At 40.3% G+C, this 11,931-nt stretch carries 15 protein-coding genes; 10 read left to right on the top strand and 5 right to left on the bottom strand.

All coding sequences use genetic code 11. From position 1 onward, the window contains the following. The first annotated feature begins 79 nt into the window (after positions 1 to 79). From ABI367_RS05990 to ABI367_RS05970, 5 genes are all read left to right on the top strand, one after another. A complete protein-coding gene (locus ABI367_RS05990) occupies positions 80 to 1,309 on the top strand; it encodes an HD domain-containing protein (RefSeq protein WP_462230076.1) in 1,230 nt (409 codons plus the stop codon). A 65-nt stretch (positions 1,310 to 1,374) separates the two neighbouring features. Continuing rightward, positions 1,375 to 2,418 carry a UDP-3-O-(3-hydroxymyristoyl)glucosamine N-acyltransferase gene (gene lpxD, locus ABI367_RS05985; RefSeq protein ID WP_462230074.1) on the top strand — a complete coding sequence of 348 codons (1,044 nt, stop codon included), beginning with the start codon at positions 1,375 to 1,377 and terminating at the stop codon, positions 2,416 to 2,418. A 25-nt stretch (positions 2,419 to 2,443) separates the two neighbouring features. After that, a complete protein-coding gene (locus ABI367_RS05980; protein WP_462230072.1) occupies positions 2,444 to 3,853 on the top strand; it encodes a bifunctional UDP-3-O-[3-hydroxymyristoyl] N-acetylglucosamine deacetylase/3-hydroxyacyl-ACP dehydratase in 1,410 nt (469 codons plus the stop codon). Then, the gene (gene lpxA / locus ABI367_RS05975; RefSeq protein ID WP_462230070.1) at positions 3,850 to 4,635 is read left to right on the top strand and encodes an acyl-ACP--UDP-N-acetylglucosamine O-acyltransferase; all 786 of its coding nucleotides are present in this window, start codon (positions 3,850 to 3,852) and stop codon (positions 4,633 to 4,635) included. The genes ABI367_RS05980 and lpxA overlap by 4 nt, the downstream gene beginning before the upstream one ends. A gap of 75 nt (positions 4,636 to 4,710) precedes the next feature. After that, positions 4,711 to 5,331 carry an ABC transporter ATP-binding protein gene (locus tag ABI367_RS05970; protein ID WP_462230068.1) on the top strand — a complete coding sequence of 207 codons (621 nt, stop codon included), beginning with the start codon at positions 4,711 to 4,713 and terminating at the stop codon, positions 5,329 to 5,331. 13 nt (positions 5,332 to 5,344) lie between these two features. Here ABI367_RS05970 and ABI367_RS05965 read toward each other — a convergent pair whose 3' ends face one another. Both ABI367_RS05965 and ABI367_RS05960 read right to left on the bottom strand, forming a co-directional pair. Next, complete coding sequence (locus ABI367_RS05965; RefSeq protein WP_462230066.1) at positions 5,345 to 5,716, bottom strand: DoxX family protein; 372 nt, start codon at positions 5,714 to 5,716, stop codon at positions 5,345 to 5,347. Between the two features lie 6 nt (positions 5,717 to 5,722). Beyond that, the gene (locus tag ABI367_RS05960; protein ID WP_462230064.1) at positions 5,723 to 6,145 is read right to left on the bottom strand and encodes a VOC family protein; all 423 of its coding nucleotides are present in this window, start codon (positions 6,143 to 6,145) and stop codon (positions 5,723 to 5,725) included. Positions 6,146 to 6,253: 108 nt separating this feature from the next. Here ABI367_RS05960 and ABI367_RS05955 point away from each other — a divergent pair, with 108 nt between their 5' ends. The 5 genes from ABI367_RS05955 to ABI367_RS05935 all read left to right on the top strand — a co-directional run bounded on the left by ABI367_RS05955 (position 6,254) and on the right by ABI367_RS05935 (position 9,718). Continuing rightward, entirely contained in the window at positions 6,254 to 7,231 is a 978-nt protein-coding gene (locus tag ABI367_RS05955) for a GlxA family transcriptional regulator (RefSeq protein WP_462230062.1), read from the top strand. A 37-nt stretch (positions 7,232 to 7,268) separates the two neighbouring features. Continuing rightward, a complete protein-coding gene (locus ABI367_RS05950; RefSeq protein WP_462230060.1) occupies positions 7,269 to 8,393 on the top strand; it encodes a glycosyltransferase family 2 protein in 1,125 nt (374 codons plus the stop codon). A gap of 74 nt (positions 8,394 to 8,467) precedes the next feature. Continuing rightward, positions 8,468 to 9,031, top strand: coding sequence for an elongation factor P (gene efp / locus ABI367_RS05945; RefSeq protein WP_462230058.1), 564 nt, complete (start codon positions 8,468 to 8,470; stop codon positions 9,029 to 9,031). A 76-nt stretch (positions 9,032 to 9,107) separates the two neighbouring features. After that, positions 9,108 to 9,392: a nucleotidyltransferase family protein gene (locus tag ABI367_RS05940; RefSeq protein WP_462230056.1), complete on the top strand. Its 285-nt coding sequence runs from the start codon at positions 9,108 to 9,110 to the stop codon at positions 9,390 to 9,392. After that, positions 9,389 to 9,718, top strand: coding sequence for a HepT-like ribonuclease domain-containing protein (locus ABI367_RS05935; protein WP_462230054.1), 330 nt, complete (start codon positions 9,389 to 9,391; stop codon positions 9,716 to 9,718). Before ABI367_RS05940 ends, ABI367_RS05935 begins: the two co-directional genes overlap by 4 nt. Here the strand turns inward: ABI367_RS05935 and lepB are convergent. The 3 genes from lepB to ABI367_RS05920 form a co-directional block, all read right to left on the bottom strand. Next, entirely contained in the window at positions 9,715 to 10,809 is a 1,095-nt protein-coding gene (lepB, locus tag ABI367_RS05930) for a signal peptidase I (RefSeq protein WP_462230052.1), read from the bottom strand. The two genes, ABI367_RS05935 and lepB, sit on opposite strands and share 4 nt — an antisense overlap. 290 nt (positions 10,810 to 11,099) lie before the next feature. Then, on the bottom strand, positions 11,100 to 11,474 hold the full coding sequence (locus ABI367_RS05925) for a hypothetical protein (RefSeq protein WP_462230050.1): 375 nt from the start codon (positions 11,472 to 11,474) through the stop codon (positions 11,100 to 11,102). A gap of 11 nt (positions 11,475 to 11,485) precedes the next feature. Next, positions 11,486 to 11,931 (bottom strand): exodeoxyribonuclease III (locus tag ABI367_RS05920; protein WP_462230048.1); only part of this gene is annotated, 446 nt, incomplete at its 5' end.

Here is an 11,931-nt window from a genome sequence, read left to right as displayed (position 1 = left end):
AAAATAATTAACAAAAATTAACAAATATAATACACGCTACAGGTTTATTTAACACTTTTGCATAACATCCTAATAAATATTGAACAAGAAGAAAATTATAAACGACCCCGTTTACGGATTTATCAGCATACCTACTGAGTTGGTATTTGACCTGATTGAACACCCGTATTTTCAACGTTTAAGGTATATCAAACAGTTAGGCATGACGCACCTGGTATATCCGGGGGCCCTGCATACGCGTTTTCACCATGCGTTGGGTGCTATGCATTTGATGAAAATGTCTGTAGAGGTATTGCGCAGCAAGGGGCAAACTATTACGCCCGAAGAGGAAGAGGCCGTAGCCATTGCCATTTTACTGCATGATATTGGCCACGGCCCGTTTTCGCACGCGTTGGAGCATACTATTGTTGAAGGCATATCCCACGAAGATATATCCATGTTATTGATGGATAAGCTTAATAAACAGTTTAACGGGCGGTTAACTATGGCTATCAGCATCTTTAACGGCACATACACCAAGGGTTTTTTACATGAAATGGTATCCAGCCAACTGGATATGGACCGCCTTGACTATTTGAACCGCGACAGCTTTTTTACCGGTGTATCTGAAGGGGTTATCAGCTCAGATCGTATCATCAAAATGCTTAATGTTAAAGATGACCATATCACCATTGAGGAGAAAGGTATATACTCGATTGAGAAGTTTTTAATTGCCCGCAGGCTGATGTACTGGCAGGTTTATTTTCATAAAACGGTAATAGCTGCCGAGATGCTGCTGGTTAAAATATTAACACGCGCGCGAGAACTGGCTTTAGCCGGGCAAAAGTTGTTTGCCACCCCGGCGCTTGATCATTTTCTGCAAAAAACCATTAGCCGCGAAGTTTTTATTAATGAGGACCATCATATAGAAACTTTTGCCGCGTTGGATGATACCGATATCATATCGGCAGTAAAAGTATGGGCGCATAGCGACGACAAGGTATTAGCAAAACTTTGTACTGATTTTATAACCCGCAAGCTTTACCATGTTGATATAACCAATGAGCCGGCTGATGAAAATGCCATAGCCACCTTAACCGAAAGGGCCATGAAAAACTATGGCATTACAGCCCATGAAGCGCAATATTTTGTATTTAAGGACATTATACTAAACCATGCCTATAAAATAGGCGATGGTTTTATACGCATACTAATGAAAGATGGAAGCATAAAAGACATTACTGCGGCCAGCGATAATTCAAACCTGGAAGCTTTGGCAAAAATTGTAAAAAAATATGTGCTATGTTACAGCAAGGATTTAACCATCTAACCGTTAAAGCTTAAATACGTATAACTATAACGTACAACATATAATATTAACTTTTAAATTTGGCGATGCAATTTACTGCACAGGAAATAGCCTTTATACTAAATGGAACTGTTGAAGGTAACGCCCTTGCAGTAGTTAATCAATTGGCAAAAATTGAGGAGGGAACAGAAGGTTCATTATCATTTTTGGCCAACCCTAAATATGAGCAATACCTGTATACTACTAATGCTTCGGTAGTAATTGTTAATAACAACCTGGTACTTGCCGAACCCGTAAAGACTACCTTAATAAGGGTTGATAATGCATACAGCGCTTTCTCGGTGCTTTTAGAAAAATATAATACTATTAAGCTTAACAAAACAGGCATTGAACAGCCTTGCTTTATACACCCATCGGCACAGTTGGGCGAGAATGTTTACATAGGTGCCTTTGCTTATATTGGACCCGATGTAAAAGTAGGTAACAACAGCAAAATTTACCCGAACACCTATATTGCCGATAATGTAACCATCGGTAATAATACCACCTTATTTTCGGGGGTAAAGGTTTATTTTGATTGTGTGCTGGGTAATAATGTTATTATCCACTCGGGCGCTATTATAGGCAGCGATGGTTTTGGCTTTGCACCCAATGCCGATGGCACCTATACCAAAGTGAGCCAAATAGGTAATGTTATTTTGGAAGACGATGTAGAAGTCGGCTCAAACACCACTATTGATCGTGCCACCATGGGTTCCACCATCATCCGTAAAGGTGTAAAGCTGGATAACCTGGTACAAATTGCACACAATGTAGAGATCAACTCTAATACGGTTATAGCCGCACAATCAGGCATATCAGGCAGTACCAAAATTGGCGAAAACGTGGTTATAGGCGGACAAGTGGGTTTAGTTGGACATATTACTATTGCTAAAGGGTCGCAGTTCCAGGCACAATCAGGCGTGGGCCGCAATATTACTGAAGAAGGTAAAAAATGGGCAGGCTCGCCCGCTTTTGGTTATGCTGATAATATGCGGTCGCAAGTTGTTTTCCAACGCTTGCCTACGCTTGAAAAACGAATTGCTGAATTAGAAAAATTAATTGCGGAGCTGACAAAGGTTAATACGTAGTCGGCCAGATGAATGATAATATTATATGAATATTAAACAACGTACTATTAAAGCGCCTGTTTCAGTATCAGGTGCCGGTTTACACACAGGCGAGAAGGTAACCATGACTTTTAACCCGGCTCCCGAAAATCATGGTTATAAATTCAGAAGAGTAGACATAGAGGGACAGCCAATAATTGATGCCGACGTAGACAACGTAACCGATACTTCAAGAGGCACCACTATTTCGCAAAACGGAGCAAGCGTAAGTACTATTGAACACGTGTTGGCCGCATTAGTTGGTTTGGAGATAGACAACGTATTGATTGATATGGATGGCCCCGAAACGCCCATAATGGACGGCAGCTCGATACAATTTATTGATGCCCTGCAGGAAATTGGCCTGATTGATCAGGAAGCCGACCGCGAATATTACCATATACCCTATAATATACACTATACTGAGCCTGAGCGTAAGGTTGAAATGGTAGCCATGCCTTTGGATGATTACCGTTTTACCTGCATGGTTGATTACAACTCGCAGGTATTGGGCAGTCAGCACGCCAGTATATCAAGCATAACCGAATTTAAAAAAGAGATTGCTTCCTGCCGTACATTTTGCTTTTTACACGAACTGGAAATGCTGTTAAAGCACGACCTGATAAAAGGCGGCGACCTTAACAATGCCATTGTTGTTGTTGACAAAGATGTAGATGACGAAGAACTGGCACATTTAGCCAAACTATTTAACCGCAAAGACATCAAAGTAGCACCGCAAGGCATATTAAACAATATTGAACTTAGGCACCAAAACGAGCCGGCGCGGCATAAACTGCTCGACATGATAGGCGACCTCGCTTTAGTAGGCGTACCATTACGTGGCCATATTATGGCTGCACGCCCCGGCCACGCTGCAAACGTAGCCTTTGCTAAAAAAATAAAAACCTTAATTAAAAAGGAAAGGAGTCGCAAACACTTTAAGGTGTACGATCCAAATATGACGCCGGTTTACGATACCGTGCAGATAATGAATATATTGCCGCACCGCCAGCCCATGTTAATGATTGATAAAATTTTAGAATTATCAAAAAGCCATGTGGTAGGACTAAAAAATGTAACCATGAATGAAGATGTTTTTATGGGGCATTTTCCGGGCACACCGTTGTTTCCGGGCGTGTTACAGATTGAGGCGATGGCACAAACAGGTGGTATATTGGTATTAAATACGGTGCCCGATCCTGAAAATTATATTACCTTGTTTTTAAAAATAGAGAACGCCAGGTTTAAAGATAAAGTTGTACCCGGCGACACCTTAATATTTCATTGCAACCTGTTGGCACCTATACGTCGCGGCATAGCGCAAATGAAAGGAATTGGAATGGTGGGCGAACGCGTGGTTGTGGAAGCTGAGTTGATGGCCCAAATTGTAAGAAAACAAAAATCCCCTGAAGCATGATCCAGCCATTAGCATATATACACCCTCAGGCTAAAATAGCCGATAACGTAGTAATTGAGCCGTTTGTAACTATACATAAAGATGTTGAGATTGGCGAAGGCACCTGGATAGGCTCAAACTCGGTAATAATGGACGGTGCCCGTATTGGCAAAAACTGCCGCATTTTTCCGGGCGCTGTAGTATCAGCACCACCGCAGGATTTGAAATACAAAGGCGAGCCCAGCACTGTGACTATTGGCGACAATACGGTTATCCGCGAATGCGTAACCCTTAATCGCGGCACCGCTTTAGATAAAAACACGACCACCATAGGCAGCAACTGCCTGTTAATGGCCTACGTACACGTAGCGCATGATTGTGTTATTGGCGATAATGTAATTATAGCCAACTCTGTACAATTGGCCGGCCATATTAATGTGTATGATTTTGCTTTCATTGGCGGTGGCTCATTAGTACACCAGTTTGTTGAAATTGGCGCGCATAGCATGATATCAGGCGGATCATTGGTTCGTAAAGATGTGCCGCCATATACCAAGGCCGGACGCGAGCCATTGTCCTATATCGGCATTAACTCGGTTGGTTTGCGTCGAAGGGGGTTCTCGGCAGCCAGCATTAACGAGATACAGGAGATATACCGCATTATATTCCTTAAAAAATACAACATGACCAAGGCTTTGGATATTATTGAAGCCGAATTTAACCCTACCATTGAGCGCGACGAGATCATAAATTTTGTACAAAACTCGCAGCGTGGCATTATGAAGGGGTTTGGGAATAGTTAGTATATAGTGCGCAGTTTGCAGTTCACAGTTTGCATGTGACATCTGCCAACTGCAAACAGCCAACTGCAAACTAAAATGAAGATCAACCTCCAAAACATTGGCCGCCGGTTTAACAGGGACTGGATATTTAAGGGCGTTGATTATACTTTTACCCAGGGCGAAAGCTACGCTATATTGGGCCCCAATGGTTCGGGTAAATCAACTTTATTACAAGTATTAAACGGTAGTTTAACGCCGTCATCCGGTGATATCAACTTTTTTTTAGGTGATAGTTTGATTGATATTGAACAGGTTTTTAATCATTTGAGTTTAGCCGCCCCCTATCTGGAACTTATAGAAGAGTTTACCCTAACTGAGATAATCGATTTCCATTTTAAATTTAAAAAATACCTTCCCGGCCTTGATAATGCTTCGGTAATTGATTTGCTGGGAATGCAGAGCAGTAAAAATAAGATGATCCGGTATTTCTCATCCGGCATGAAGCAACGGCTTAAGCTGGCACTGGCATTTTGCTCAGATACCCCCATGCTAATGCTGGACGAGCCGACATCTAACTTAGATACACAGGGGGTTGAATGGTATTTAAGCCTGGTGCAGCAATATGCACAAAACCGTCTAACTATAATATGCTCCAACCAACAGCATGAGTATGATTTTTGCCGGCACCAATTAAATATAGCCGAGTATAAGAAATAAGCCAACTAACTTATTACACAACCATTGCTAACTTTTTATGATAAAAAGTGTAAGACGCAAATAGTAATACAAGTGCTAAAACAATAAATATCAAATTACTTGGAGGGTTGCCCAACGCTATATTTGAATAGAGCGCACCAATAATGTCAAATGCTATGCCCGCATAAGCCCATTCCTTTAAACTTGGGTACCGGGGTGCAAGAATTACCGCGAACCCAAGTAATTTGGCTATGCCCAAAAAAGATACCAGATATTTAGGATACCCAAGTCCGGTAACAATTTTTACAGCCTCTGGTGTAGCTATCGCATCTAATACCGACCCAATACCAACAGCAGCTAATAATAGTCCTGTAAAAGTCCAGTAATAAACATTGATCTTTTTCATTTTGGCCTATTTTAAATCAAAGTTTATCATCCACTGTATACCAAATTTATCACGGCACATGCCGCAATATGCGCCCCAAAATGTTTTATTTAGCGGCATTTCTATCTTTCCGTTTTCGACCAGCTTATTAAAATAGCGGTCAGTTTCTTCTTCACTCTCTGTATTAACACAGATATAAAAATTATTCCCCGCGTTTAACGACATACCCATTGATTCAAGCGTATCAGTAGCCAGCAGTGTATTATGTTTTCCCATTGGTATTGACGCATGCATAATCATGCTTTGCTCATGCTTTGCCATTTTTTCATGGCCCGGACTATCATTAAAGCGTTGAAAAGCTGTGAATTCAACACCAAATACGTTTTTGTAGAAATTCATGGCATCTTCAGTATTGCCCATGAAGTTTAGGTAGGGATTAATGCTTATCATATTCTCTTTTTTAATATTTAAGCAAATGTATCAGCAATATTTCTTTTTAACGCTGTGCTAATACGGCAATGTTAGGTAGGGTATTGCGACATTTTTGTAACTTTAAATATGATCAATGTTTCCATATTAACGCTAAAGAATGCTGTTTTGGCTTCTATCGCTGACGCGGCTTATGTATTTAACACGGTTAATGAAATCTTGGAGAAATCAGGAAGGCCTTCATTGTTCAAAGTAACTCTTGTTGGCCTGGATAAACAGTTAGACCTTAATTACGGCCTCTTTTCAATTAAACCCAATTTACTGATAGAGGAAGTGCAACAAACGGATATAATAATTATTCCGTCCATGTCTGGAGATGCGCTAGCCGCTACTTATCTTAATAAAGACTACGCACCCTGGATAATTGATCTTTATAAAAAAGGCGTTGAAATTGCCAGCCTTTGCACCGGCGCATTTTTGCTGGCTTACACAGGACTATTAAAAAACAGGGAATGCACCACACATTGGGCATATGCGAATGAGTTCAGGTACTATTACCCCGATATAACTATGGTTGATGAAAAAGTAATTACCCATCAGCAAGGTTTATATTCAAGCGGGGGTAATAATGCCTATTGGAACTTACTTTTATATCTTGTTGAGAAATATACCAGCCGTGAAATAGCGGTGCACACTGCTAAATTTTTTGTTATTGATCTTGACCGGCGCAACCAATCGGCCTTTATTATTTTTAATGGTCAAAAAAATCATGATGATAAAATTATACTTAAGGCACAGGAATATATAGAAAATAACTACAACGGTAAACTAACCATTGCTCAAATAGCAGACACCTTTAACATGAGCCGACGGACATTTGAACGCAGGTTTAAAAAGGCCACACGTAATACCGTTGTTGCCTATACCCAGCTGGTAAAAATGGAAGCCGCAAAGAAACAATTGGAAGCGGGTAAGAAATCTATTAACGATGTTATGTATAGCGTAGGTTATACTGATGTAAAAACCTTTAGAGATGTTTTTAAAAAAGTAACCGGCTTAACGCCTAATGACTATAGAAATAAGTACAATGTGCCAACTCCACTATAGGTTTTCATAATGTATATTGCGTCGTTAATAAATCAGCATGTTACTCCTTGTTTATAGCTCAGCCATAACCGTTTTAGGCGTCTTATCAATTATCTATGTGCTAATTGGCTTAAACAAAATAAAAAAGCTAAAAAATCAACCCTTTGTTTCTAATCAGCCTGCTGTAGCTATTATAGTGGCGGTACGAAATGAGGAGGAGGATGTAGAAAAAGCCCTGCAAAGTCTCTGTAATATCAACTATAACAACTACCGCCTTATTGTAGTAAATGATAGGTCGACAGATGGCACGGGTGAGATATTAAAACGCTTTAAACATCCGCATTTGCAGGTTATTACGCTTACAGAACTGCCTGATGGTTGGCTGGGTAAAAATAACGCCTTGTATCAGGGTTATAAAAACAGTACCGAAGAGTGGATGCTGTTTACCGATGCAGATATTGAATACCATCCGGATGCTATTAGCAGGGCTTTTGGATATGTAGAAAAGCATCAACTTGATCATTTAAGTATCATACCATTTACCCGCTCGCGGTCGGTATTATTAAATAGTGTATTGGCAACATTCCGCATTATGTTATTGCTGTTTACCCGCCCCTGGGATGCCCGCAAGCCAAACAGAAGCGGGTCAATAGGTGTGGGGGCGTTTAACTTGGTAAGGCGTACGGCTTATGAGCAGGCAGGCACTCATGTAAAAATTAAGCTTAGGCCAGATGATGATCTTATATTGGGCCAAAATATAAAGCGCGCCGGACTGCGACAAGATGTGCTTGCCGGCGAAGGTTATATTTGGCTGGAGTGGTATAAAAATGTTGGTCAGTTTATAAACGGTTTAATGAAAAACACTTTTGCCGTACGGAACTATAATGTTATATGGACAATGGCTGATGTTTTGGCAACGTTGTTTGGCATAGCGCTTCCAATTCCTATCATGCTTATTTTTGGCGATACCGGTATCAGGCTCATGGCCGGCGCGTTATTGGCCATGCAAATGGCTTACGCAATAACCACTCCGCCTAATAAATGGTGGTACGCCTTAATGACACCCTTCGCCGGGTTGCTAATGGCCTATATAATGGTACGCTCTGCCTATATAACCCTTAAACAAGGTGGTATTTATTGGCGCGATACATTTTATCCGTTAGCTATGTTAAAGGATAAATAGTTGGGGTTAAAACCATAATTGCAAACTTGTTTCTTTGCGGGCAAGTGCCTAAGTTTGCGCCTCAAACAAATATTATGGCTAAAGCATCCGACATCAGAAATGGAAGTATCCTGCGCTTTAACGGTGAGTTGGTACAGGTAGAAGAGTTTATACACCGCACGCCCGGCAACCTGCGCGCATTTTACCAGGCCCGTATGCGTAACGTAAAAAGCGGGAAAATAGTGGAGTATCGTTTTCGCACAGATGAAGAGGTTGATATTGCCCGCGTAGAAACCAGCAATTATCAGTATCTATATGAAGATGGCGATTCGTTGGTTATTATGGATAATGAAACCTTCGATCAGCATAATGTACCTAAAACCTTGTTTGGCCCTGCGGTTAAGTTTTTGAAAGAAGGGATGAATCTGATTGTTGCTTTTGAAAGTGACGAACCTATTACCGGCCAAATACCGACATCGGCAGAGTTGGAAATAACTTATACCGAGCCTGCTGTAAAAGGCGATACCTCAACCGGTGCGATGAAAAAAGCTACCGTTGAAACCGGAGCCGAAATCAATGTGCCTTTGTTTATCAACATTGGCGATAAAGTAAAGGTTGATACGGCTACAGGTAGCTATGTAGAACGTGTAAAATCGTAGTGCAAACATTTTGACATACCAGAAGCCTCCGCACAGGGGGCGTTTTTTGTTTGTATATATTACGCTATATTTGAATATGCAACAAGTAAAGCAATATCAGGAACTTATTTTGCCCGTATTAAAAAGATATTTTGTTAGGCATGCTGCTATATTTGGGTCGGTTGCTAAAGGGAGTGCTAACGCCAATAGTGATTTAGATATTTTAATTGAACCCTCAAAAGATTTCACACTTTTTAAATTGCTTAATCTGGAAGAAGAAATTTCAGCTTTGTTAAAATGTAAAGTTGATCTGGTTGAATATAGTGCTTTAAAACCCTCTATTAAACAAGAAGTGTTGCAAACAGCAATAACTATTTTATGAGTAGATCTGATAAAATATACATACAAGATATATCAGAATCTATAACAATAATTATATCCTATATTGGCGATAAAAGCGAACATGACTTTATAAATGACTTAATGTTACAAGATGCAGTAACAAGAAGATTTGAAATAATTGGCGAAGCCGCTTCTAAAATATCCCAACAATTTAAAGATCAACATCCAAATCTACCGTGGAGCCTGATGAAAGGTATGAGAAATAAACTGATCCACGAATATTTTGGAGTATCAGCCACAACCTTATATTCAACTATCCAAATTGACATCCCAATATTATCAGCGCAATTAAAAGAAATCTTTTAATTTATCGGCCTCATCACTCTACCCCACCGCACTTTGTTAAATAGTGAAGCTGTCGAGTCGGTACTAAACCATGTAATCATCGCTTTACCAACAATATGATCTTCGGGTACATAACCCCAAAAACGCGAATCCAACGAGTCGTGCCGGTTATCGCCCATCATCCAGTAATAATCCATTTTAAAGGTATAGCTATCCGCTTTTTTTCCGTTGATCAGGATATCTTTGCCATTAACGGTTACTTTATTGTTTTCATAAACTTCAATAGCCTTGCGGTATAGGGTAAGCGTAGAATCATTAAGGGCAACGGTCCACCCTTTTTTAGGCAGTTTTATAGGGCCAAAATTATCAAGGTTCCATTTAAACTTGTCGCTATGCGGAAAAATTGCCGGATCATAAACGCCTGCCGGGGCAATAGCCGGGGTGATGCTCTTTATGTTCGAGTAGCTTTTCAAAGTAGCCAAATGCTCCGCCGGTATGGTCATTTCATAAGTATTAGCAGCACTTTGCTGCATAATGGTGATATTAAAATCATGCAAAACTTGCGGGTTTATATCTGTACCATTGGTTATTACCGTATAGGATGTTTGTGCCTTGGGTGCGTTAGCCGCGGCAACACCGTTAATATATACCTGCGCGTTTTTAATGGTAAGTATATCGCCGGGAGTAGCCTGGCAGCGCTTTATCAGCGTGGTGCGTTCGTCAACCGGCAGGTTAAGGTCGGCTTCCTCAGGTTTGTTAAATACCACAATGTCCTGCTTTTTAACCGTCCCCAATCCCGGTAGTCTGAAATAAGGTAATTGCAAGCCTCCCCAATAAGTTTTAACGCCATAAGCCACGGGCTCGGTAAATGGGAAAGCTATGGGTGTCATGGCCATACGCGGACCATAGCTTATTTTGCTTACAAATAAATAATCGCCGGCAAGCTGCGTACCTTCCATTGATCCGGAGGGTATGGCGTAAGCCGAAAACAGCAGGCCACGTATCAGGGTCGATGCTACCGCCGCAAATACTATAGCATCTACCCACTCGCGGGTTTTTGATTTGGGTGCTTTGCTTTTAGTTGTATCTTTTTTAAATATATTCCAGTTCATAATTGTAGTGTTGATTATGAATTAGATATTGAGATTAGTGAGAATGTTACAGGTGAAAATAACTTAACGCGAGAGATTAGAATTAGTATACCTGACATGACCCGTAGGGTCTACCTATTTGTAGCACCTGATTAAAATAATTTATTATGCCCCGTTAGGGGCTACCCTCGCGAATTTGGGTAGCCCCTAACGGGGCAATTATTTAACGGGACAACTTATTCTACAAAGAGGTAGACCCTACGGGTCATTGTTTTTTATATATCGAACTCGCGCTAAAATTGGATGATTATTTATAATTTTTTAAAAAAGTATTTTTTATCAAATTTTAAATCAACCTTTTTCCATTTTTTATTTATTAGTTCACTTCTACTAAAAGGATATAAATAATTCCCACGAATGGCATATTGTATTTTGAAATAGTCTATTTTTCCGTGATCCTCAGAATGAGAATCATCTTTTGTTATTATTGTTATTGTGTTTTTTGAATACGAATATGAACTATGACAGGTATAATTATCTTCACAACTATATTCATTCACTAAGTTGTCATTTTTAAATTTTAAAGTATCAAAACAGCCTTCGGCAACTTTACAAGTCCAAGTTGTGTTTTCTATAGGATTCTTAGAAATTAAAATTCCGAACAATAATATTAATAGCGTCTTCATTAGTAAGCCGTTTAAAACTCCAACTCCAGCAAAACCGGGCAATGGTCGGAGTGTTTGGCTTCGGGTAATATGGCCGCGCGTTTAATTTTATCTTCCAGTTCCTTACTGGCCATGGCATAGTCAATGCGCCAGCCCAGGTTTTTGGCGCGGGCATTAAAACGGAAACTCCACCAGGTGTAATTATGCGGTTCATGATTTAAATGACGGAAAGTATCTACAAAGCCCGACTCAATAAAGTTTTCCATCCATTCCCTTTCTTCGGGTAAAAACCCGGACGAATTGGCATTTGATTTTGGGTTATGAATATCAATAGGGCGATGGCAAATATTATAATCGCCGCATATCACCAATTTGGGGTGTTCAACCTTTAGCAGCGTTAAGTACTTACCAAACTCATCTAAAAACCTGAACTTAAATGCCTGCCGTTCATCACCGCTTGAGCCTGACGGGAAATAAA

It is taken from the genome of Mucilaginibacter sp. (assembly GCF_039935595.1).
In the GTDB taxonomy this organism is placed as follows: Bacteria; Bacteroidota; Bacteroidia; order Sphingobacteriales; family Sphingobacteriaceae; genus Mucilaginibacter.
This window is presented reverse-complemented; position numbering and strand designations above follow the sequence as displayed.